General features: G+C 44.2%; 16 protein-coding genes and 1 pseudogene. 15 read left to right on the top strand and 2 right to left on the bottom strand.

Translation table 11 applies throughout. The features are described from left to right. Window positions 1-66: 66 nt before the first annotated feature. The 4 genes from hemE to clpS all read left to right on the top strand — a co-directional run bounded on the left by hemE (window position 67) and on the right by clpS (window position 4,061). Window positions 67-1,173, top strand: a complete 1,107-nt coding sequence (gene hemE, locus JMX92_RS00990; RefSeq protein WP_011960821.1) for a uroporphyrinogen decarboxylase — start codon at window positions 67-69, stop codon at window positions 1,171-1,173. Window positions 1,174-1,382: 209 nt separating this feature from the next. Next, complete coding sequence (gene argC, locus JMX92_RS00985; RefSeq protein ID WP_201543380.1) at window positions 1,383-2,450, top strand: N-acetyl-gamma-glutamyl-phosphate reductase; 1,068 nt, start codon at window positions 1,383-1,385, stop codon at window positions 2,448-2,450. A gap of 343 nt (window positions 2,451-2,793) precedes the next feature. Then, window positions 2,794-3,600 (top strand): hypothetical protein, encoded by an 807-nt coding sequence (locus tag JMX92_RS00980; RefSeq protein WP_110816748.1) that lies wholly within the window; start codon window positions 2,794-2,796, stop codon window positions 3,598-3,600. Window positions 3,601-3,638: 38 nt separating this feature from the next. Then, on the top strand, window positions 3,639-4,061 hold the full coding sequence (clpS, locus tag JMX92_RS00975) for an ATP-dependent Clp protease adapter ClpS (protein ID WP_011960818.1): 423 nt from the start codon (window positions 3,639-3,641) through the stop codon (window positions 4,059-4,061). 166 nt (window positions 4,062-4,227) lie between these two features. Here clpS and JMX92_RS13650 read toward each other — a convergent pair whose 3' ends face one another. Beyond that, complete coding sequence (locus JMX92_RS13650; RefSeq protein ID WP_201543379.1) at window positions 4,228-4,872, bottom strand: thiamine pyrophosphate-dependent enzyme; 645 nt, start codon at window positions 4,870-4,872, stop codon at window positions 4,228-4,230. Between the two features lie 78 nt (window positions 4,873-4,950). Continuing rightward, on the bottom strand, window positions 4,951-6,039 hold the full coding sequence (locus JMX92_RS13645; RefSeq protein ID WP_201543378.1) for a thiamine pyrophosphate-binding protein: 1,089 nt from the start codon (window positions 6,037-6,039) through the stop codon (window positions 4,951-4,953). A gap of 520 nt (window positions 6,040-6,559) precedes the next feature. Between JMX92_RS13645 and mdlC the strand changes: the two are divergent. The 11 genes and pseudogenes from mdlC to JMX92_RS00910 all read left to right on the top strand — a co-directional run. Continuing rightward, window positions 6,560-8,134 (top strand): annotated as a pseudogene (gene mdlC / locus JMX92_RS00960) (benzoylformate decarboxylase); the annotation flags it as partial. Between the two features lie 21 nt (window positions 8,135-8,155). Beyond that, a complete protein-coding gene (locus tag JMX92_RS00955; RefSeq protein WP_110816744.1) occupies window positions 8,156-9,100 on the top strand; it encodes an AEC family transporter in 945 nt (314 codons plus the stop codon). A gap of 421 nt (window positions 9,101-9,521) precedes the next feature. Next, a complete protein-coding gene (locus JMX92_RS00950; RefSeq protein ID WP_201543376.1) occupies window positions 9,522-12,086 on the top strand; it encodes an AAA family ATPase in 2,565 nt (854 codons plus the stop codon). 240 nt (window positions 12,087-12,326) lie between these two features. Beyond that, a complete protein-coding gene (locus tag JMX92_RS00945) occupies window positions 12,327-13,067 on the top strand; it encodes a uracil-DNA glycosylase (RefSeq protein ID WP_110816741.1) in 741 nt (246 codons plus the stop codon). 130 nt (window positions 13,068-13,197) lie between these two features. Beyond that, window positions 13,198-13,755, top strand: coding sequence for a tRNA adenosine(34) deaminase TadA (gene tadA, locus JMX92_RS00940; protein WP_413786849.1), 558 nt, complete (start codon window positions 13,198-13,200; stop codon window positions 13,753-13,755). Window positions 13,756-14,145: 390 nt separating this feature from the next. Further along, on the top strand, window positions 14,146-14,844 hold the full coding sequence (cmk, locus tag JMX92_RS00935; protein WP_201543372.1) for a (d)CMP kinase: 699 nt from the start codon (window positions 14,146-14,148) through the stop codon (window positions 14,842-14,844). A 249-nt stretch (window positions 14,845-15,093) separates the two neighbouring features. Then, window positions 15,094-16,773 (top strand): 30S ribosomal protein S1, encoded by a 1,680-nt coding sequence (gene rpsA, locus JMX92_RS00930; RefSeq protein ID WP_011960809.1) that lies wholly within the window; start codon window positions 15,094-15,096, stop codon window positions 16,771-16,773. 383 nt (window positions 16,774-17,156) lie between these two features. Then, window positions 17,157-17,456 (top strand): integration host factor subunit beta, encoded by a 300-nt coding sequence (locus JMX92_RS00925; protein ID WP_011960808.1) that lies wholly within the window; start codon window positions 17,157-17,159, stop codon window positions 17,454-17,456. An 81-nt stretch (window positions 17,457-17,537) separates the two neighbouring features. Continuing rightward, on the top strand, window positions 17,538-18,755 hold the full coding sequence (locus tag JMX92_RS00920; protein ID WP_227675222.1) for a CNNM domain-containing protein: 1,218 nt from the start codon (window positions 17,538-17,540) through the stop codon (window positions 18,753-18,755). Window positions 18,756-19,047: 292 nt separating this feature from the next. After that, window positions 19,048-19,539, top strand: coding sequence for a hypothetical protein (locus JMX92_RS00915; RefSeq protein WP_011960806.1), 492 nt, complete (start codon window positions 19,048-19,050; stop codon window positions 19,537-19,539). Window positions 19,540-19,674: 135 nt separating this feature from the next. Continuing rightward, window positions 19,675-22,914: a lytic transglycosylase gene (locus tag JMX92_RS00910; RefSeq protein WP_201543370.1), complete on the top strand. Its 3,240-nt coding sequence runs from the start codon at window positions 19,675-19,677 to the stop codon at window positions 22,912-22,914. The last annotated feature ends 79 nt before the right edge of the window (window positions 22,915-22,993 follow it).

The following is a 22,993-nucleotide window of genomic DNA, read 5'->3' as shown; positions in this document are numbered from 1 at the left end:
TTGTAAGGCAGTACGTCCGTTAACATGGCCATTTTGATTATAATTTAGGACTTTAAAGAGATACTAATGTCTATAATGAATTCTGATTCTGTTGAAAATACTCACAATTTTGCTCCTTTAAAAAACGATCGCTTATTAAAAGCTTTACGCTTTGAGCCCATCGACACCACGCCAGTATGGATGATGCGCCAAGCGGGTCGTTATTTACCTGAGTATAAAGCCACGCGAGCGGAAGCCGGCGACTTCATGAGCTTGTGCAAAGACACAGCGCGTGCCACAGAAGTCACCATGCAGCCTTTAAGACGTTATGAGTTAGATGCCGCCATTTTGTTCAGCGATATCTTGACCATTCCTGATGCTATGGGTCTAGGGTTATATTTTGAAACAGGTGAGGGACCGAAGTTTAAGCGCACGTTACGCACAGAGGCCGACTTTAATCAGTTAGAAGCCTTTAATGCCGCAGACTCACTCAGCTATGTTATGGATGCGGTAACCAGTATTCGTAAAGAGCTTAATGGCAAAGTGCCTTTGTTTGGTTTTTCAGGCAGTGCTTGGACCTTGGCCACTTACATGATTGAAGGCGGCAGCTCTAAAGATTATCGCTATACCAAAGGCTTGCTATACAGCAAACCTGAGTTTTTGCATCAAATTCTAGACCATATCACCACAGCGATTATCGATTATTTAGACGCCCAAATTGTGGCCGGTGCCCAAATTGTTCAGCTATTCGATAGCTGGGGCGGTGCGCTTGCACACCGTCAATTTGCTGAGTTCTCACATAAGTATAATAAGCGTGTGGTGGCCGAGCTAAAACAGCGTCATCCTGAAGTGCCTGTGGTGGTCTTCACCAAGGGCGGCGGCTTATGGCTTGATGTTCAGATGGACAGCGAAGCGGACTGCTTGGGCTTAGATTGGAGTATGCCACTAGATAAAGCCCGTGCTATTTTAGCTACTGGCAAACGCAAGATTGCTGTCCAAGGTAACCTAGATCCGGCCACTTTATACGGTTCACCTGAGTTAATCAGACAGTCAGTCAATGCCATGCTAGATGATGCTTATGCCGGTGGTGAGAAGACAGGCTATATTGCGAACTTAGGCCATGGCATTACTCAGTGGGTAGACCCAAAAAATGCAGGGGTCTTTGTGGATGCCGTGCATGAGTACAAGCTGTAACATCACAGCATTACAGTGATAAATTAAAACATTTACACTAAAAAATAGGCTTACTTAGATAAGCCTATTTTACACTCAGTACTCAGTGGCTATGCTAAAACCAACAGGGACAGCCCAGCGTCTAGTTTATAAATATAGATCTCAAAGTGAGATTGATTAAGCATAAGATGGATTTTATTTAATTGACTTTCAAAACAGTAGGATAGGATATGTTACAAATAGCCATAGTGGGAGGGACCGGATATACCGGCGTTGAGCTTATTAGATTGTTATCTTCGCACCCGAAAGTGAACATCAAATGGTTAACTTCACGATCAGAGGCCGGAAAACCTGTGGCAAGCATTTTTCCAAGCTTAAGAGGCATCTCTGAGCTCACCTACAGTGATTTGGGTGAAGATACGTTATCTGCACTGACACAATGTGATGTGGTGTTTTTTGCTACCCCCCATGGTGTGGCTATGCAGCAAGCTGAAGCTCTAGTAGCGGCTGGGGTCAAAGTGATTGACTTGGCAGCTGACTTTAGGTTGCAGTCGTTACAAGGCTTCGAGCACTGGTACAAGCATAAGCATGCTTGCCCAGATTTGCTCAAGCAGGCGGCTTATGGTTTGCCTGAAATTAACCGTGAAGCGATCAAGTCTGCCAGTGTGATTGGCAACCCTGGCTGTTACCCAACCACAGCTATTTTGGGTCTAAAGCCAGTTATCGAGGCCCAAAACTTAGCGAGTAACGCTTTAATTGAGCCGCGCATTATTATTGATGCCAAATCGGGGGTATCAGGGGCTGGCCGTCAAGCCAAGCTGTCACTAAATTATGCAGAAACCACAGATAACTTTAGTGCCTATGGCGTAGCAGGGCATCGTCATTTGCCAGAGATTGAGCAGGGCGTGCATGTGTTATTACAAAGCAAGTTCACTCAAAATATTCGATTTGTACCGCATCTGGTGCCTATGATTCGTGGTATGTTTAGTACAATTCATCTGGGATTAACCGAGGCTGGCTGTCAGCTTGATTTGCAAGCAATTTATGAGCAGGCCTATAAAGATGAGCCCTTTATCGATGTGTTGCCGGCGGGTGAATTTCCCGATACCCGTAGCGTAAGAGCCAGTAACCGTCTACGTATCGCCGTACATCAAAACAACAGTAACAAAGAAGCCACAATTTTAGTGGTACAAGATAACTTGGTCAAAGGTGCAGCAGGACAAGCAGTTCAGTGTATGAACGTGATGTTTGGCTTCGAGGAGTCGTTAGGACTTAATCATGTGCCCGTCGTGCCTTAGGTGATACTTTATAGGATAAGGGTTGTCTTAAACGTATGTTTTTTAAATAGATATTGCAGCATTCGGTCTGTTACTTAGGGTTTTTTGAGTCAGACCGCTTACGATAATCTCTTGATTAGTCGTCAGTTATGTATAAACTAAACCCATTTGGTACAGATTTGATAGCGATATATTTGCCGAATAGTTTATGCTTTATAACAGATTGATGATAGAAATATGTTATTGAAGCTAATCTGATGTTAGTTATTGCTTTAAGAGTTAGGTATAATACCTTGCCTTAAAATGGCCTTTAACTTTGGCTGCTTAACTAATTGCCGATTCATAAGATACGAGCCTAGAACACATGCCCACCGAAATCAGCAAATCCACTCCAAAAATTGTGAAGCGATCATCCTCTGGTGTGATGAGTCCGCTGATATTGGTCTTATTTGCGAGTGCAGTCTTGTTAACAGGCGTGATTGCCACTGCTTTTGGCCATAAATTTGGTTATTACCGAGGTTATCAGGCTTCGCAAAATGAAGCCAAGCTTAAAGGTGATGCTCAGCAGCTGACCGCTGAGGATATTAAAAAACTTAAGCTGAATGTAGAGTCTTTAACCAAACAGGTCAATACCGCCAAGCAAGAGCGTGACATCAGCCTAAATAACTTAGGTCAGATGCGCCAAGACATCCAAGATTTGGAAGTCAAAAATATGCAGCTTATCCAAGTAAACGATGTCTATGCTCAAAGCTTGGTTCAGCAAGGTGGCTTGCCGCTACAAGTAGTTGGCGCCAAGATGGAGCCGTTACCTGAGAATGCCTTTGAATACCGCTTTGATGTTGCTATGTTGGCCAAAGACGGCCTGCAGCACCGCTTAAAGCCCACTTTAACCTTGTTAGACGAAGACAGTTTGGTGGAAGTACCACTAGAGCCTAGTACCTATGATATTAAAGGCATTTCGCGTATCAGAGGTCGTTTTGTGATGCCAAGTGGCTTTAAACCTAAGCAAGCCAAGTTAAATCTAGAATCCAACGGTCAAAAAGTAGAACAAATCTACAACTGGCAGTTGTCAGCCCCGGTAGAAAAAATGCCTATGTCGTTATCTGAAGTGCCAGAAACCGACCAACGCCCTGTTAATGAAGGCAAAGGCAACACCCAGGCAAGTAAATAGGTTTTATTTGCCGCAAACTCAAAGATTATCAAGCCACTATGAAACAAAATAAGACGTTTATGGTCGTAAGTCATAAGGGTGGGTCAGCAGACTGGCATCACCCAGCAACGCTGCCAATTGCTCGTCCTTTGAAGCTTATCGATGAGCATACAGAAGAAGAGGGTGAAGTTGAGGTTTTGGTAGCAGAACCTGAGATTACTGAGCCGCCCATGTATGCGGTAGTCATGTATAACGATGACTATACGCCTATGGAATTTGTGGTGTATGTGTTGCAGTCTGAATTTCGCCATAATATGGACAAAGCGGTTGAGATTATGCTCAATATCCACAATCAAGGCCGTGGTATTGCCGGTATTTATCCAAAAGATATTGCAGAGACTAAAGCCAAAAAGGTCAACCAGACAGCCCGAAAAGAAGGCTACCCTTTGTTAACTCAGATTGAACCACATCAAAGCAGCTAATAATTAGCTGCTTTTTTTTGTGCGTGTTCTGGCCTATTTCTATTGTGGCCAACTATGTTGTCTATTTTGCTCCATGTTTTACAGGTTGTATCTTCTATAGCAGCTGATGTTGAGTAGGGCATTTTCAGCTTCAGCTGTGATTTTCAAGATGTGATGAGCGGTGCTTCTAAAAGCTTGTTACGCCATGACGATCTAATATCTCACCAAAGGGCTCAAGTGCTTCTGCTTCAAAATGCTTAACAAATTTATCAAAATCAGCAATCACATCTGGCTCACCAGAGCGGCGGTGCGGGAACTGTTCGACAGGCAATAATCGCTCATTGGTGATTTTTATATCTACCAGTACCGGTTTGCCGCTGCGGGTGACTTGCTGAGCCTGTTGTAATACAGAGTCAAGCTCTCCAGCTTTGTGTACGGTAAAGCCAGTCACTTGGAAGCCTTCTGCGACTTTTGCAAAGTCAACATTTTGTAGTTTAATACCCGAATGCGGCTGATGGGTATCATCTTGTTCTGCCTCGATATATCCTAAAGACTCATTGGTAAATACCAAGTTCATAATGGGTAGCTCATGCTCTGCTTGGGTGATTAGATCAGGTACCACCATCGCCAAGCCGCCATCTCCTGATAAGCTCCAGACCTCACGATCAGGGTACTCTAACGCTGCGGCAATGGCGGCTGGCATACCAAAGCCCATGGTGGCATACAGCGGGGAAGTCACCTGACGACGTCCGCCACCTAAGCTGAGTAGACGAGCAACGGCAATATTAACATTACCCACATCCACACCAAACAGTGCATCTTTCGCCGCCATTTTGTTAATGACTTTGTATACGCTTTCAAAGCCAACAGGATTGGTGTTGTGCTCAGCACGTTTTGCAAGCCATGCATCCTATTGTTTTTTGTCTTCTACTGCCGCGGCATACCAAGCCTGATAATCACTATCTTGCTGACGGGCTCGGGCAGACGCATAGTTTGCGCCGTCTTCGCCATAACGTTTTTTTGCGGCGTTAAGCAATTGACGCAAAAATGTCGGTACATCGGCTAAGATACCAAGCTTAGTCTGGTGTCTGGCGCCAATGACAGAAGGGTTGAGGTTGACATCCACAAAGGTTGCCTCTTCTGAGAACATCGGGAATTCAAAATTGGTACCAGTAAAGAGCACAAAGTCTGCAGCACGGGCGACATCGACGCCAGGCTTAGTCGCCACGCGTCCAGTAGAGAGCATATAAAACTCTTCGTCACCCTCTAAGATGCCTTTGGCTAAATAACTAGATACCATCGGTAGTTTCAATAAAGCAGCAAGCTCACGCAGCTCATCGGCGGCGCCCTGCGCGCCGCGACCAAAATAGACAATAGGGCGACTTGACTGCTCAAGTAAATCCAGTACCTTTTCGACATCCTCCTCATTGGCAGGCAGTTGCCACTGCGGCGTGCTGTATTTTTGGGCAGAAGAGACGTAATTATCCTCAATCTCCACCCAGCCAAAATCTTTAGGAATCACAATTACTGCCGGACCTTTGAGCTCATAAGCTTTGCGAATGGCAGTGTCGATGACTTCTGGTAGCTGCTCAGGTGTCATTACCGTGCGGTTATAGGCAGCAGAACTTGCAAACATTGGGTTTTCAGGCATTTCTTGGAAGTAGTCGGTATTCATCTTATCACTTGGTACCTGACCGACAATGGCCAATACTGGAATATGATCCAAAGCGGCATCATGCAGCGGATTTAATAAGTGGGCAGCACCTGGGCCTGCAGAGCCTAGCATAACCGCAATTTTACCGGTCCACTTTGCCTCAGCCACCGCGGCCAGACCACCGACCTCTTCGTGACGAACACCGATATATTTAATCTTATCTCGCCAGTTATAAATGGCATTCATGGTTGAGTCAAGAGAGCCGCCAGGTAAGCCATATACCCGCTTAACTCCCCAATCGTTCAATACCTTCATCATGGCATCCGCACTTAGTATTTTATTCATGATTATCTCCTTATTTTATGGTTATTGATTATGGTCTTTGGTTATCTTAGGGATAAAAGTAGCATCTCACTGTTACTAACCATATAGACATACTTTAAAAAATTGTAACCAAGGTGAGGGTTGAGGGCTATCAGAGTTTCTGACATTGCTCTTCGTCATCAATGCTTTAAAAAAAGCTGTCTGTGTAGACCATCTGCTTATTTTAGCTTATTGCTGTTTATTGATTATTGTTAAGTAAATATTTCATTAAAAAATAAAATAGTCGGTAACGAAAATTACTTTTTCATTACAAAAAATGTCATCCAGTTTTTTACAGATTGTTGTATAGTTTTCATCACTAAGATGCGGTAATGCCTATCAACAGCGGTTTTATATTGATTTAGTAAGAAACTGACGCACCTGAAGTGACGCATAAGAGTTTTCAGATCCCACCATTTATTTTTTTAATAAAATCTAAACATAAAGTTAAAATAACTAATAGGTTAAATTTATGTCATCTAATTAATTAACAGTTCGAGATGTTGTTATTCAGGTATTACGTGATTTAGGGGTTAAGACGGTATTTGGTAACCCTGGATCAACAGAACTTGCCTTTTTGGGCGATTGGCCAGAAGATTTTGAATATGTGCTGGGTCTGCAAGAAGCGTCCGCCGTTGGTATGGCTGATGGCATGGCTCGTGCCACAGGTCGTCCGACATTCGTTAACGTGCATCCAGCCGCAGGTCTTGGTAACAGCTTAGGTAACTTATTTACCGCCTATAAAAACCAAGTGCCTATGGTGGTGATGGCAGGGCAACAAGGCCGCTCATTACTATCATCAGAGGCGTATCTTGCTGCAGACGATGCAGCAAGCTTCCCTAAGCCTTATGTTAAGTGGTCCGTAGAGCCGGCCACTGCACAAGATGTACCAGCAGCATTGGCACGCTGCTTTGAGATTGCGATGCAGCCTCCCTATGGTCCCACCTTTATCTCTGTACCTAATGATGATTGGGACAAGCCTTGTGACCCTGTTAAAGTCGTCGATGCCATTGGCTTTGGTCCAGCACGTCAAAATGGTCTTGAACGCGTTGCAGAGGCACTCTCTAAAGCAAAACGTCCGGCGTTAGTCGTGGGTACTGAAATCGATATTTTTGATGCGTATGATAATGCAGTGACGCTTGCCGAGCGCACAGGCGCAACCGCATATGTTGCACCAGTAGTAGCAGCAGCAGCTTTCCCTGAAGATCATCCACAATTTGGTGGCTTCTTACCGGCTATTCCAGAAAATCTATCAAAAATGCTTGAGCGTCACGACTTGGTTGTCGTGGCTGGTGCACCAGTATTTACCTTCCACGTTGAAGGAGAGGCCGCCGTATTAACCAATCCAGATATTAAGGTGATGCAGCTAACCTCAGATCCAAATGCGGCTGCCCGTGCAAAAGCAGATCTAAGCTTGGTGGGTGAGCTTAACGAATCCCTTGAAAAACTGATTGAGCTATTACCAGAAAAACCTGCCGCTGATGTGGCTAAGCCTTTCGCCATTGAGCGCAGCACGCCAGAAAAAGGGGACGGTAAACCTTCAGCTGCTTATGTGCTATCTAGACTCAGCGAGCTTATGCCAAAAGATGCGATTTTGGTAGAGGAAGCACCGTCTCACCGTCCTGCACTGCAAAAGAACTTGCCAGTGACTCAAAAAGGCGGTTTTTATACCATGTCAAGTGGCGGTCTGGGTTATGGCTTACCCGCATCAGTGGGTATCGGGCTTGCGCAAGATGAGCGCAAAGTGGTCGCAGTGATTGGTGATGGCTCAATGCAGTACTCAATTCAAGCGTTGTGGACCGCAGCTCAGCATGGCTTACCGTTAACCATCATCGTGCTTAATAACAGTGGTTATGGTGCACTAAAAGCGTTCTCAGACATCATGGGTACTTCTAATACACCAGGTATGGACTTGCCAGAAATTGATATTACCCAAATTGCTCTCGGTTATGGTTGTCATGCCTCTAAGGTGGACAATGTGGATGAGTTAGATGAGGCGCTAAGCGCAGCATTAAATGACCCACGCCCTCATGTGATTGATGTCATTGTTGATCCTAATCAAGGTAACGTTTACTAACCCTAAAACCGAAGAAGCCACATGTTTAATATCATCGTTGGCGCCTTATTGCCCATCTATGTCGGCTTACTAATTGGTTACGTTGCCGGTAAGCGGGGTATGGTCGACAATCAAAACGTCAAAACCATCAATGTCATGCTAATGACCTTTATGGTACCGTTGACCATGTTTATTGCTATTGCACGAACCCCTCGGGATGTCATCATCCCGAACCTCACACTGATCTTAGTGATTGGGGTGTCGATGCTTATTTTATATTTGGCATCGTTATGGATTCAGCAAAAAGTATTTAAACTAAGCTTAGCTGAAGGGGTTGTGCAGTCGTTAACTATTGCGTTCCCGAACTATGCGTCAATTGGTATACCGCTAACACTTCCGCTATTTGGTGATCAAGCAGCGTTATTGGTAGCGATAGCTATTGCGGCAGGTTCTATCTTTGTGACCCCCATAGCCTTGGCACAGTTAGCAATGGGCACCTCTGCTCCTGATGAAGAAGTGTCGGTCAAAAAAGAGTTTATTAAAGGCTTAATCGGAGCGGTGAAAACGCCTGTATTTTTCTTACCGGTTATTGGTTTGATATGGGCAATTATCGGTATTCCTATGCCTAAACTTGCTGCAACAGCCTTCCAGCCCATTACAATGGCAACGGGTGGCGTTGGCTTATTCTTAACAGGCTTATTACTATCTGCTCAAAAAATTAAAATAAATACCAACGTCTCAGTCAGTACCTTATTGAGTAACGTCATTCAGCCCTTATTGACATTTGGTATTGCGGTATTAATTGGTATTAACCATGAAGCAGTGGTACAAGCGGTTATCCTAATGGCCATTCCATCTGCGTTCTTTGGGTTGGTGTTTGGTGCAACCGTTAATGTACGCCCAGCAGTTTCAGGGGCGACGTTATTGGTATCGTCACTGATTGGTATTATCACCATATCAGTATTTTTGGGCTGGCTGGTACCTTAAGGGCTAACACGCTGCTTAAAACCTTAAAAAAGTAGGCACTAAGCAGACAGCTTAAGCTAAAAAAATCTCTTAGTACTCACGTGGGCGCTAAGAGATTTTTTTATTTTTGCTGTCAGCATTATTTTTAATCATAATAAAAAAGCGCCCTATAACTGTCTGAAATGATAGCCAAAAATTACGTATGTTTTGCGTATCTGATAAGTACAAAGTTTGGCGATAGGCTTGATTTTTATACTCAACAACCCTACCTAATGAGTATGTGCGTAAGATCATTGTGTCGCAGTTCATGGTGTGATCCATATTAATGGTCATTAAATAACCCCAACTTGGTGTTAACTTGCTATAGTTAGTTAACTGTCTATCAAACGTATATTTGTAATGATCTTACCTATTAAAAAATAACAATTATCAGGATACCTCTATGTTAAGTCGTCACCTCGAAGTTTCCTTGCGTCTAGCCATGACGCTGGCCCGACAAAAGTCACATGAGTATTTAACCGTTGAACATTTGTTGCTGGCTTTATTAGAAAACAATAATGCAGTTACCACCCTTAAATCTTGCGGCGCTGATATCAGCAGCTTGCGCTCGGATTTAGAAGCCTATATCGACAAACATACACCAAAGCTTGATGCTGATCTTGAGCAAACACCGCAAGCAACCCAAAGCTTTGATCGTATTTTGCAGCGCGCTATTTTCCATGTGCAATCTATTGGCTCAGGCCGCCTAGTACAAGGCTCGGATATCTTAGTCTCTATGTTCTCAGAGCATGATACCTACGCGGTATATTTGCTTAAAAAACAAGGTGTGAGCCGTCTTGAGCTGACTCAATATTTGTCACATGGCAATGAGGGTGATGAGACTCGTGAAGGTCCGTCAGACAATGAAGGCGCAGACCCTAAAGCCGCTCGTGCCAAAAAAGACCCACTGACTGAATTTGCGGTTAACTTAAATAAACGGGCCGCAGAAGGCAAAACGGATCCACTTATTGGCCGCTCAAGTGAAATCGAGCGTACCGCACAGGTACTTTGTCGTCGCCGCAAAAATAACCCGCTGTTAGTCGGTGATCCTGGTGTGGGTAAAACCTCTATTGCAGAAGGTTTGGCTTGGTTAATTATTAACAATAAAGCACCCAAACCTTTACAGGGCTGCGTGATTTATAGCCTAGATATTGGCTCATTAATTGCTGGTACCAAATATCGGGGTGACTTTGAAAAGCGCATGAAAGCTTTGCTTGATGAGCTTAAGAAAAAGCCCAATGCCATTTTGTTTATTGATGAAGTGCACATGATTATTGGTGCTGGCTCATCCATGAGCAGTAATATGGATGTGTCTAACTTAATCAAGCCTGCATTGGCCAATGGTGAGCTTAGATGTATCGGATCAACCACCTTTACAGAGTATCGTCAGGTGTTTGAAAAAGATCATGCGTTATCACGTCGCTTCCAAAAAATCGATGTCAATGAGCCGAGTGTGGATGACAGCATTGAAATCTTGCGTGGCCTAAAATCACGTTATGAAGAGTTTCATAATGTGAAGTACACAGATGCCGCTTTAGTGAGCGCAGTTCAGCTATCAGCCAAACACATTCATGAGCGCTTTTTGCCAGATAAAGCCATTGACGTGATTGATGAAGCAGGTGCTTATAAGCGTTTGGGCGTGACGCCAGATGCCGCTCAGGTTGAAGAGGAAAATCAGTTAATTGATGAGCTCAACAGCACAGATGTCAATGCGGTAGACTTAAGCGATGACGTTTTGGGTAACAAGACCGATTATGATGCCCAAATTGATGCTGATGAGAGCGGTTTAGACGCCGAATCTAATGATGATAATGACGATGACGATTTAGAGTCGGTAGAGTCTGACTTTGAAGATACGGATGAGGCATTGGATGATGAGACGCAAGCGGCACCTACAGTTATTGATGTAGAGGATATCGAAGCGATTATCTCCAAGCTTGCTCGTATTCCGCCAAAATCAGTGTCTAATGATGACAAGTCGTTGTTACAGCATCTAGAGCGTGATTTAAATCGCTTGGTATTTGGCCAAGATGAAGCTATAAAAACCTTATCAGATGCGATTAAATTGTCTCGTGCGGGTCTAAAATCTGCAGATAAGCCGATTGGCTCGTTTATGTTTGCTGGCCCTACCGGTGTGGGTAAAACCGAGGTGTCTAAGCAGCTGGCGAATCTGATGGGCATCGAGCTGATACGCTTTGATATGTCTGAGTATATGGAAGCGCATACCGCCTCTCGTTTAATTGGTGCGCCTCCAGGCTATGTGGGCTTTGATCAAGGTGGCTTGCTGACTGAAAAAATCAATCAGCATCCGCATTGTGTCTTGCTACTCGATGAGATTGAAAAAGCGCATCCCGATGTGTTCAACTTGCTACTGCAAGTGATGGATCATGGCTCGCTTACGGATAATAATGGCCGCGTTGCAAGCTTTAAGCAAGTCATCTTGATTATGACTACCAACGTGGGCGCCGAGAACATCAGCCGTTCATCGATGGGCTTTACTAAGCAAGATCACAGTAAAGACAACACTGAGGCGATGAATCGTGTGTTTACGCCAGAGTTCCGTAACCGTCTCGATGCCATTATTCAGTTCAACCCTCTAGATCCCTCTATCGTAGTATCGGTAGTAGATAAGTTCTTAGTTGAATTGCAAGCTCAGCTAGATGATAAGCAAGTGATGCTAGAGATTGATGATGAGGTACGTGAATACTTGGCTGAAAAAGGCTATGATCGCTTAATGGGAGCGCGTCCAATGCAGCGCTTGATCCAAAATGAGATTAAAAAGCCACTGGCCAATATGGTACTGTTCGGAGATTTAGCAGAAGGTGGTGCGGTGCATGTGACCTTAAGCGAGGACGTTTTTGACAGTGCTCTAGATGATGGCAGTAAGGCCGCTGCAGAAGGCAGTCGTATCTTACTTACAGTGGTCGAGAAGTATGGTCAGCGCGGCGTTGAATACGAAGAAGGCTAAATTTCAAATAGCCTAAAAGCGTTGTCATTGTTATAAATCGCAAAAAAGGGGCTAACCACTGAGTTAGCCCCTTTTTTATTTATATTTTTATGTGTGTTACTTTGAGCCCAAAAACCTCTCAAGCACACGTTTTTATTTTCAATAGAAAGTGGCTTCGCAGTGTGACAGGCGATGTTATACAATGGGCGCTATGATACATTTGATTGCCCATACCTAAAACAAATTAAAAAAGAGTCTACTATGTCATTAGTGAATGAGCCCAAAGGCCAAAAAAGTGCAGCCGAGAAGCAGGCCATTTTAGCCAAAGTTAAGATGCCAGAGGACTGGAAACAGGCCTTAGCAGATGAGTTGACCTCGGATAATATGGACAATCTGCGTGACTTTTTACGTCAAGAGTATGGCTCTGGCAAAAGTATATATCCCAAAGCCAGCCAAATGTTTAATGCCTTTAATTTAACCCCGCTATCGCAAGTTAAGGTAGTGATATTAGGTCAAGATCCTTACCATGGCCCAGGTCAGGCAATGGGCCTGTCGTTTTCGGTGCCGAAGATGATTCCGATGCCGCCCTCCTTACGTAATATTGTAAAAGAAATGGCCGATGATATTGGTACAGTCCCGCCCAAGCATGGGGATTTAACCTCATGGGCTGAGCAGGGCGTTTTACTACTAAATGCCTCGTTGACCGTAGAAGAGGGCATGGCAGGCAGTCATCAGGGTAAAGGTTGGGAGCAGTTTACCGATGCGGTCATTGATGTGGTCAATCAGCAGACCAATAATACGGTCTTTATCTTGTGGGGCAGCAAAGCCAAACTTAAAGGAAAGTTCGTTGACACTGATAAGCATTTGGTGCTCTCTGCGGTGCACCCTTCACCTTTAGCGGCCAATAGAGGTGGTTTTTTTGGCAGCAAGCCTTTTTCAAAAACCAATGATTATTTGCAGCAGCATGGCAAGACTCCCATTGATTGGCAATTACCGCAATAAGTTTAAAAATAGCCTAAGCATTTAATGGCTAATATAAGGCTCAATGCGCGTGGCTATCTTTGTGCTTTGATTGGTCTAAGTCTTATCTATTGACTATTTATTTTATTTGTAACTTATGACGGTGACTGCTGTGAATTTATTGACGCCTCATAGTGCTTTACTAAGTGAGGCCTACCCTGGTGATCTAACCGCTGCTAACTATTGGCTACTCTCTGATGTGGGCTTTATGCGCCGAGCTTTAGCCTTGGCGCAGCAAGGCGCAAGTCAAGAAGAGGTGCCGGTGGGCGCGGTTTTGGTGTGTGACAATAAGATTATAGGCGAGGGGTTTAATCAGCCCATTACCACAAGCGACCCAACAGCTCATGCAGAGGTGGTGGCTTTGCGCTGTGCCTGTCAGACGCTGCAAAATTATAGATTGCCGCCCAACACCACCTTGTATGTCACCTTAGAGCCATGCACCATGTGCCTTGGGGCGCTGATACATGCTCGGCTAGCAAGGTTGGTCTTTGCAACTTTTGAGCCGCGGGCAGGTATGGTAGGCAGTCAACTGAATTTAACTGAAATGGACTTTTACAATCATAAAATGCAGTCGTATTCAGGGCTACTGCAGCAGCAGAGCCAAACCCAGCTGCGCTCATTTTTTCGGGCCAGACGTGGCAAAAAAAAGCCTCAAAAGCAGCCCGATTAAAAGCGCAATGATAAAAATTGCAATGATAAAAAGCCTTAGCGCATTAACAGTAGGGATGCATCTGTTAGTTTAAGGTATTGTTCATTGCACATAAATGAACTCAGGCTGCTTGCCTATACTTTACTCATGCTCTGATCCATACTCTTGACCAGACTTTTGACCAAACTCTTGCCCATACTAAGTTAAATGCGCAAAAAATTCTAAAAATTAACTAGTGATGTTTACTATATTTTGTTATAATCTTGCACTATTTGCGTTTGGCTACTGAATAAAGCGGGTAGATGGCGGCAAATAAGCGCAAGAAAAGAGCTTATTTTGCGGACTTGCTTAAAAAATAATTTAAGCCCAAGCCATTCATTTGATAAAATAAAAAGTAGTAGGTGATACCTCATGAGCTTTCCTGTTATTACCATTGATGGCCCAAGCGGCGCAGGAAAGGGCACAGTTTGTCTAAGACTGGCACAAGCTTTAGGATATCGACTATTAGACTCAGGCGCCCTATACCGTATTGTCGGTCTCAAGGCATTTGAGGCAGGTCTATTAAATGAGTTATCCTTGACTGAGCAAGTGGTGGCCGATATTACTGAGCTTACTCAAAGCTTGGATATTCAGTTTTTGCCACGTGACACAGGTGACGTAGATATTGTGGTCGATGGCGTTAATGTCGCCGGTGAAATCCGCAATGAAACGGTCGGAGGCTATGCCTCAAAAGTTGCCGCTTTGCCTAGCGTGCGAGAAGCGCTACTGGCCTTGCAAAAGAACATGGCCAATGAGTCCGGCTTAATTGCCGACGGTCGTGATATGGGAACTGTGGTTTTTCCAAATGCAGATGCTAAGGTGTATTTGACAGCCAGCGCCGAAGCCCGAGCTGATCGCCGAGTGGCTCAGTTACAACAAGCGGGTGAACGTGCAGATTATTCCGCCATATTAACAAGCATCCAAGAAAGAGATGAGCGCGATGAGAATCGCAGTGTTGCTCCGTCCAAGCCCGCTAAAGATGCTTTGGTATTGGACAGCTCAAGCATGAATGCAGACGATGTGTTTGCCCAGATTAAAAAGTTTTGTCAGCAAAAAGGCATAAGCTTTTAAGATAAAAATTGCTCTATAAGCGATTTTTTGCAGTACAATTGACTTATAAGCAGTCACTTATAGGTTATTTGCAGTACCCATTAGCTTTTAAGGCTTTGGCTTAATACATACCGTGTTTGGCTTAAGGCGCTTAAAATAACATTTTTTTTAAATGAAGATAAAAAGAGCAAAACCAGCGTCAATCTTTTATCCTCATTAACTTGAACCGTACTGTGCTGGACAGGATACGGCTATATTAAGGTAATCATAATGGAATCATTTGCTGAACTATTTGAAGCGAGTCTAGAAGAGCAAGGTCTTGATATTGAGCGTGGCTCAGTAATCAGCGGTGCTGTTGTAGCAATCGATAGCGATTGGATTACAGTTGACACTGGTTTGAAGTCTGAGGGTGTTGTTGCTCGTGAAGAGTTCTTAGACGACAATGGCGAGCTTGAAGTAGCAGTGGGCGATAGCGTTGATGTTGTTGTTGAAGCTGTTGACAACGGTATGGGTCAAACCCTACTGTCACGTGAAAAAGCAAAACGTGTAGAAACTTGGAACGCGCTTGAGAAACTATTTGAAGGCGATGAAATTGTAAAAGGTATCATCTCAAGCAAAGTTAAAGGCGGTTTTACTGTTGATGTAGGTTCAGTACGCGCTTTCTTACCAGGTTCATTAGTTGACGTTCGTCCTATCCGTGACACAACGCACCTTGAAGGCAAAGAGCTAGAATTCAAAATTATTAAACTAGATCAAAAACGTAACAACGTTGTTGTTAGCCGTAAAGCGGTTATGGAAGCTGAAAACTCAGCTGAGCGTGAAGAGCTACTTAATAAGCTTGAAGAAGGTATCGAAGTTGAAGGTATCGTTAAGAACCTAACTGACTACGGTGCATTCGTAGACTTAGGTGGTATCGACGGTCTACTACACATCACTGATATGGCATGGCGCCGCATCAAGCACCCATCAGAAGTGGTTGAAGTGGGTCAAGACCTTAAAGTTAAAGTACTTAAGTTTGACCGTGAGCGCAACCGCGTAAGCCTAGGTCTTAAGCAGCTAGGTACTGATCCTTGGGATAACGTTGGCGGTACTTACCCAGTAGGTAGCATCGTTAAAGCTCGCGTAACTAACCTAACTGATTATGGTTGTTTCGCTGAGATCTCTGACGGTATCGAAGGTCTGGTACACGTATCAGAAATGGATCACACCAACAAAAACATCCACCCATCTAAAGTTGTTCAGATTGGTGACGAAGTTGACGTTATGATCCTAGATATCGATGAAGAGCGTCGTCGTATCAGCCTAGGTATCAAACAAACTCTACCAAACCCATGGGAAGAGTTTGACAAGAAATATGACCGTGGCGATAAGCTAACTGGTACTATCAAGTCAATCACTGACTTTGGTATCTTCATCGGTCTTGACGGTGGTATCGATGGTCTAGTTCACCTATCTGATATCTCTTGGAACGAAGCTGGCGAAGAAGCTATCCGTAACTACAACAAAGGCGACACTGTTGAAGCTATGGTTCTATCAGTTGACGCTGAAGCCAACCGCATCAGCCTAGGCATCAAGCAGTTAAGCTCTGATCCATTCAACGAGTACCTAGTAGGTAACGACCGTGGTTCAATCGTAACTGGTACCGTTAAAGACGTTGACGCTAAAGGCGCTACAATTACTTTAGCAGACGAAGTTGAAGGTTACTTACGCGCATCAGAAATCCAGCGTGACAAAGTTGAAGATGCAACTAAGCATCTAAACGTAGGCGATAGCGTTGAAGCGAAAATCATCAGCGTTGATCGTAAATCACGTGGCATCAGCTTATCAATCAAAGCGAAAGATGAAGCTGAAGAGCGTCAAGCGATTAAAGAGCTTGGTAGCACTCAAGCTGCTCCTGAAGCACAGCCAAAAACAATTGGTGACTTGATCAAAGAGCAAATGCAAGACTAATATTAGAGTGCTATTTAGCTAAATAGCTTCTAAGGTACACGTTATTGATAACGTAAAAGTCTAAAGAAAAGGAGTGGCCAAAAGGCTGCTCCTTTTTTAATGCAAAAACTTAATAGATTGCCTCAATATTTGGCCTAAATCGTTAAAAAGTCTAATATTAGTTCCACAGCAGCCAAAACTTATGATTTAATATCAATATAGACTATGAAAGTTACAATATTCATAGTTAAATCATAAGTCTATTTAAGGCATATGATATTTGGTGAGTAAAATAGCCTTTACTGCGCGTAAGGCATTTGCTTAAAATTTGTTAAAGGACTAGCGATTTAAAGCAGTTTAATACAATTGTTTTTCATACTATTATTTATTAAGGTCACATGGATATGACAGAAGTTATAAATAAATCAGATTTAATACAAGATGTTGCCGCTCGATGCGACTATATGGCAGATTCAGATGTAGACAATGCCGTCCGTGAGATATTAGAACTGCTCTCAGAGAAGCTCATCTCAAATAATAGAATAGAAGTGCGCGGCTTTGGTACCTTCTGTTTGCATCACAGAGAGGCGCGTCAAGGTCGTAATCCTAAGACCGGCGAGATGGTCTTGGTTCCTCAAAAAGCCATTCCTCACTTTAAACCCGGTAAGGCGTTACGTGAAGGGGTTAATCATAAATGGATGTAAACTAGTTAAGTTTAGTGATATCCTGTTACTTTTCTTCTTTATGTTTAACGACATTTGGTTCAACTACATTAGGTGTTTGACTTGAAAGCTCGATTTAGAACATCACCACGCTTTACCCGTAACACTGTATTTTTAATCGCTCTTATTACCTCAATACCACTAGTGGCTTATGCTGCTGGTGGTGCCATAGATGCACCCGTGCAGACTTCTGCTTATGGGGTGCATTTGGTGCTACTTATTGCCTTTATGGTATTGTCGGTGTTTGTGTCCTTTATCTGCTCGGTTTCTGAGGCAGCTTTATTGACCATGACACCCTCTTATGTGGCTTCTATTGCAGAAGAAAATCCCACAAAATCAGCGATGTTAAAAGAAGTTAAAGTCGATAAGATTGATCAGTCTATCGCGGCTATTTTGACCTTAAATACAGTGGCACATACGGTCGGTTCTTTGGGAGCAGGGGCTCAGGCCACTATCGTTTTTGGTAGTGAGTGGTTTGGCGTGTTCTCAGCCTTTATGACCTTGCTGATATTGGTCGGTTCTGAGATTATTCCTAAAACCATTGGTACGGTCTATTGGCGTCAACTTTCAGGTCCAGTGGCGTATTTTGTTAAAGCCATTATATTCTTGCTGTATCCGCTTATTTGGTTCTCCGAAAAAATCACCACTTTATTGACCCGTGGCAAAAAGGCCAATACCTTTAGTCGTAATGAGTTTGCTGCGCTTGCTAGTGTGGGTGAACAGTCGGGTCAAATTGATCCATTAGAGTCAAGAATTATCCGTAACCTGTTGGCATTCGGTGCGATTAAGGTTGAGGATATCATGACGCCGCGCTCAGTCATGCATGCGTTTAATCAGTCGATTACGGTTGCTGAACTATTGGCCAATCGTCCTAAGCTGATGTTCTCAAGATTGCCCATTTATGATGAGGACTTAGATAAGGTGACCGGCTTTGTTTTAAAGTCGGATATTTTATTGGCCAAAGCTAACAATCATATGGATAAGCCTTTAGAGAGCTATAAGCGCGAGATTACCTTTGTATTCTCCAAAATGAAGCTGTTTGATTTATTAGATCTAATGCTCAATAGCCGCATTCATATTGCAGTGACTGTGGGCGAGTATGGTGAGGTCAAAGGCTTGGTTACTTTAGAAGATGTGCTTGAGACCTTATTGGGTCTTGAAATCGTCGATGAAGTCGACCGCGTTGAGGACATGCAGGTACTGGCGCGTCAGATGATGCAGCGCCGTTCAGCGAGGTTAGGGATGTTGGTAGAAGATGATGATACGCCGATAGACCCTTAAGGCTAAGTGGTATCTTAGTGCCTATGTTTTATTGACCCAATAAACATTAATCGACGTCATCAAGCAAAGCTGATTTTTGTGACCAAATATTACAAGCCGTTAATATTTACCTAGGATGGGGTTAACTTAAGTATAGTACCATAAGGGTGCATTACAATTTATAGGTATAAAATTCATCCAGATGGATACATAAATATCAGCCAGTTAAGCTCATTTAGCCGAAAAATTGAAGCTATGAACTCACAAAGTTAAGCAGGTTTTGATAACTGTTTACAACAATAAGGAAGTCTCTATGCTAAAGGGTCTATTTAGCTCAAAAAAATCAATGTCAGCCGTGCTTGCACCTGCAGCTATGGTCACCGCGGTCAGTATGGTAGCCACTGCTGCCCAAGCCGCCCCATTAACTGAGGCAGCCGTGCAAAGCTATGCGGCACAGATGAAGCAAGCGGCCAATAGCGAAAACCTAAGCTTGGTCTCAAGTTTAGTGGCAGATGAAGCCTTAATTTCATTGTCTCGCCGTGGTAAGACCACAAGCCTTGATAAAGCGGCCTATTTAAAGCTGTTACAAGACAGTTGGTCAAAATCAAGCAGCTATACCTATGATATTAATATATCTAATGTGGTCATCAGTGGAGATCAAGCAAAAGCCGATGTTAAAACGATAGAAACTTGGGTCAGAGATGGTCAAAAAAGAGTATTGACCACCACCTCAAGAGCGACGCTCAAATCAGGTGCTAATAATGCGGTACTGTTAAGAGCTGTCTCACAAGTGACTATTGAATAGCTGCTCAATTCATACTCGATAGCTATGAAATAGCAGTAATGAAAAAGTTTGTATTTTGTGCAAGCTTTTTCGCATTATATTATATACCTAATTGTCTTAATAAAATTTCACTTCTTACACTGGGTTGTTATTGTCATGAACTTTAGAAAAACCTCCATTCGATTTTGTAAGCTGCCGTTAGTAGTGGCGATAGGCTCTGTTATTTTGGCAGGGTGTAATAATACAGCGCCTCTACAAAGTGGTACGGCACAGGGAACTCGTATCCCTGTGGCACAAAACGAAGCGGTGTCTAATGTGCCAGCTACCGATGGCTACAGCACAGCACTATTGGACGATGACAGCTTAGATGAGCTTGAAAACCTATTAGAAGCCACCGATATGAAAATGGTGGAAGATGACAAGTTGGCCATTCAGCAGTATGGTAACTTGTGGGACCGTATGCGTGCCGGTTTCCGTATCGATCAAAGCCAATATGGCTATGGCCAACAGCAGCGTATTGATGCACAAAAGAACTGGTTTATTACCCGTCAAGACTATATCAACCGTTTAACCGCCCGCGCCAGTCGCTACTTATACCACACGGTACGTGAAGCTGAGCGCCGCAATATCCCAACTGAGCTGGCGCTACTTCCGGTCATTGAGAGCTCCTACGATCCAACCGGTACTTCTAACGCGGCGGCTGCAGGCTTGTGGCAGTTTATCCCAAGCACAGGCCGTATCTATGGCCTAACCCAGACGCCTACTTATGACGGCCGACGTGACGTTATTGAATCCACCCGAGCTGCGTATGACTTCTTGACCTCGCTGCATAACCAATTTGGCAGCTGGGAGCTGGCCTTAGCCTCTTATAATGCGGGCCCAGGCCGGGTTCAAAAGGCGATTGATGCCAACCGTGCCCGCGGTTTGCCCACTGACTTTTGGTCGTTGTCACTACCGACTGAGACCATGCACTATGTCCCTCGTTTTATGGCCGTGGCTCAGATCGTGAAAGACACGGGTCAATATAGTATTTATTTGCCTGCCATTGCCAACCGTCAGCATTTTAGAAGTGTGCCGGTCAACTATGGGGTCAGTCTAAATGAAATCTCACAAATCACAGGGGTGAGCTATGATGAGTTAAAAGCTCTTAACCCTTCATTGACCAGCGGCCGTGTAGATACCTCAGGCCCAAACCGAGTGATCATTCCAAACCAAGTGAATATCTTGGTTGACTCAAAAATCAGTAATCTCAATGGGAATGGTGGCACTATTTTAGCCAGTAACAGCGGCAGTAGCAGCTCCCCTTATAGTATTCCAGATTCACAATATCAGGTATTGGCCAAATCGCCTGAAGGCTTGGCTGAGTTCGCCAATAAAGCACGTGCGCCCACCCAAAACAGCAGCTATATTGCGCCAAACCCTACCGTTTCATCAAGCTCAACCTTTAAAGAGCCGCCCATTAGTGAAAGTGAGAAAAAGCGCATTGAGTCAGAGTTTGCTCGTTCAAATACACTGCCCACGACTTCTGCTCAGTTAACCCGTAACGATACCATCGTTCAAGAGCCGCCTTTATCTGCTGAAGAGAAGAAGTTTATCTCGCAGCAAATTCGCCAGCAGTCACCTGATGTGGGCGAGGTGGTAAGCTCAGTGGATGGTAATATTAAGCTTGAAGCCATTCAGACTCAGCAGTCTATTTTAGAGGCACGCGGTGAAGAGAAGAAAATTAGCTTTGATCCTCCAACTGCCTCGCAGCAGCAAGTAACACCACCAAAGCCAACCGGAACTCGAACCGTTTATACCGTAAAACGTGGTGATACCTTGGTAAATATCGCCTCACGTGCGGGTCTAAATTGGCGTGATATTGCTGATTGGAACCAAATTAACCCCAACTCTACATTACTTGCGGGCACCAATTTATATTTATACAATGCCAAGCCGATTGCGCCTTTAGATTCTGCCTCTGCCAAGCCGGATACCACGCAAAGTGGCGCGCAGCCTAACACTTATATTGTGCGCCCAGGCGACACTTTAATTGGTACGGCCAACCGTGTGGGCTTAAACGTATCCCGTCTGGCAAGTTATAATGGTCTATCGACCAATGCTCAGCTACGCGCAGGTCAGAAGCTCTGGCTAATCCCTGGCATGGTCAAAACCACTGACACCAGCCCTGCTGCCTCAAGCAGCTCAGATGCCGTTTATAAAGGCAAAACAGAGACGTATACGGTGAAGCGTGGTGAGGGCTTAATTGGTCTTGCTTCTCGCTTTAATATTCCAGTCACAACCTTAGCGGCAATGAATGACTTAAGTCCAACAGAGCAGTTGCTAGTCGGTCAGCGTCTGACAGTCCCTACAGGCACAGCGAGCAGTAGCAGCTCAAGCTCATCGAGCAAGCCGGCCACCTCTAGCTCAAGCAGTAGCTATACGGGTGAGACTACCCGCTACACCGTACAATCTGGTGATAGCTTAATTGGTATCGCGAATAAGCTTGGTGTGGCCCATACTCAAATTGCGGATATAAATAACTTCTCAGCGACCACTCAGCTACAGCGTGGTCAAGTGATTAAGCTGCCTGTGACCAAAGAACAAGTCGCGCGTGGCTTAAATAATCAAAGTATCAAATACAAAGTACAGTCTGGTGATTCGCTCACAGCACTGGCCAATAAATACAATATGTCTATCGCTGATTTGGCCAAAGCCAATAACTTGGGGGTAACCTCAAACCTATTTGTCGGTCAAGTTATTACCATACCAGGCAGTGGAGCAGGTTCATCGTCATCAAGTAGTGCAAGCTCATCGGCAAGTAGTTCAAGCAGCAGTTCGAGCTCAAGCAGTAGTTCGAGCTTGGGATCAAAGCCTAACTATACCGGTACCTATAAGGTGCAGGCTGGTGATGGCTTAATCAACTTAGCACGTGACTACGGGGTATCGACTGCAGATCTAGCTGCGGCTAATAATATCAGCGCCACCGCAGGTTTATTTGTAGGCCAAACGCTCAAAGTACCTAATACCAAGGCCAACAACTCAAGCGCTGCGTCAAGCTCAAGCGGTGCTTCAAGCGCCAGCAGCTCGGCGACTTCGGCAGCTGCAGTCTCTAGTAAAGGTGGCAACTATACGGTTAAATCAGGTGATTCTTTAATTGGCTTGGCCAACCAAAATGGCTTGAGTGTGAGTCAATTGGCCAGCGCCAATGGCTTAAGTTCAAATGCACAGTTACGTATCGGTCAAAAAATCACCATTCCGGCGACCACCACCACGTATAAAGTGAAGTCAGGAGATAGCTTGATTGGTCTGGCCAAAAAATATGGCATGACCCCAGAAAAATTCGCTGAGCTAAACGGTATCAGTAGCACAGCTATGCTACAGCTGGGCCAGACTCTAAAAGTACCTGTTCAATAAAATGGCTTGGTTAATAAAAGCAGAATAAAAAAAGAGCTAAATGTGAGCTCTTTTTTTTGGTGAACCTTTTAATGTGATG

The sequence above is a fragment of the Psychrobacter sp. H7-1 genome, assembly GCF_904846585.1.
Classification (GTDB): domain Bacteria; phylum Pseudomonadota; class Gammaproteobacteria; order Pseudomonadales; family Moraxellaceae; genus Psychrobacter; species Psychrobacter raelei.
Note: the sequence above shows the minus strand (reverse complement) of the source record. Positions and strands in the feature narration are given on the sequence as shown.

Bases quoted from the DNA above. Each gene is read 5' to 3' on its own strand.
- hemE (WP_011960821.1), top strand. From the start codon at position 67: ATGTCTATAATGAATTCTGATTCTGTTGAAAATACTCACAATTTTGCT.
- JMX92_RS00980 (WP_110816748.1), top strand. From the start codon at position 2,794: ATGCCCACCGAAATCAGCAAATCCACTCCAAAAATTGTGAAGCGATCA.
- rpsA (WP_011960809.1), top strand. From the start codon at position 15,094: ATGGAATCATTTGCTGAACTATTTGAAGCGAGTCTAGAAGAGCAAGGT.
- JMX92_RS00950 (WP_201543376.1), top strand. From the start codon at position 9,522: ATGTTAAGTCGTCACCTCGAAGTTTCCTTGCGTCTAGCCATGACGCTG.
- cmk (WP_201543372.1), top strand. From the start codon at position 14,146: ATGAGCTTTCCTGTTATTACCATTGATGGCCCAAGCGGCGCAGGAAAG.
- JMX92_RS13650 (WP_201543379.1), bottom strand. From the start codon at position 4,872: ATGGCGGCGAAAGATGCACTGTTTGGTGTGGATGTGGGTAATGTTAAT.
- JMX92_RS00945 (WP_110816741.1), top strand. From the start codon at position 12,327: ATGTCATTAGTGAATGAGCCCAAAGGCCAAAAAAGTGCAGCCGAGAAG.
- JMX92_RS00915 (WP_011960806.1), top strand. From the start codon at position 19,048: ATGCTAAAGGGTCTATTTAGCTCAAAAAAATCAATGTCAGCCGTGCTT.
- JMX92_RS00955 (WP_110816744.1), top strand. From the start codon at position 8,156: ATGTTTAATATCATCGTTGGCGCCTTATTGCCCATCTATGTCGGCTTA.
- clpS (WP_011960818.1), top strand. From the start codon at position 3,639: ATGAAACAAAATAAGACGTTTATGGTCGTAAGTCATAAGGGTGGGTCA.
- JMX92_RS13645 (WP_201543378.1), bottom strand. From the start codon at position 6,039: ATGAATAAAATACTAAGTGCGGATGCCATGATGAAGGTATTGAACGAT.
- JMX92_RS00910 (WP_201543370.1), top strand. From the start codon at position 19,675: ATGAACTTTAGAAAAACCTCCATTCGATTTTGTAAGCTGCCGTTAGTA.
- JMX92_RS00925 (WP_011960808.1), top strand. From the start codon at position 17,157: ATGACAGAAGTTATAAATAAATCAGATTTAATACAAGATGTTGCCGCT.
- argC (WP_201543380.1), top strand. From the start codon at position 1,383: ATGTTACAAATAGCCATAGTGGGAGGGACCGGATATACCGGCGTTGAG.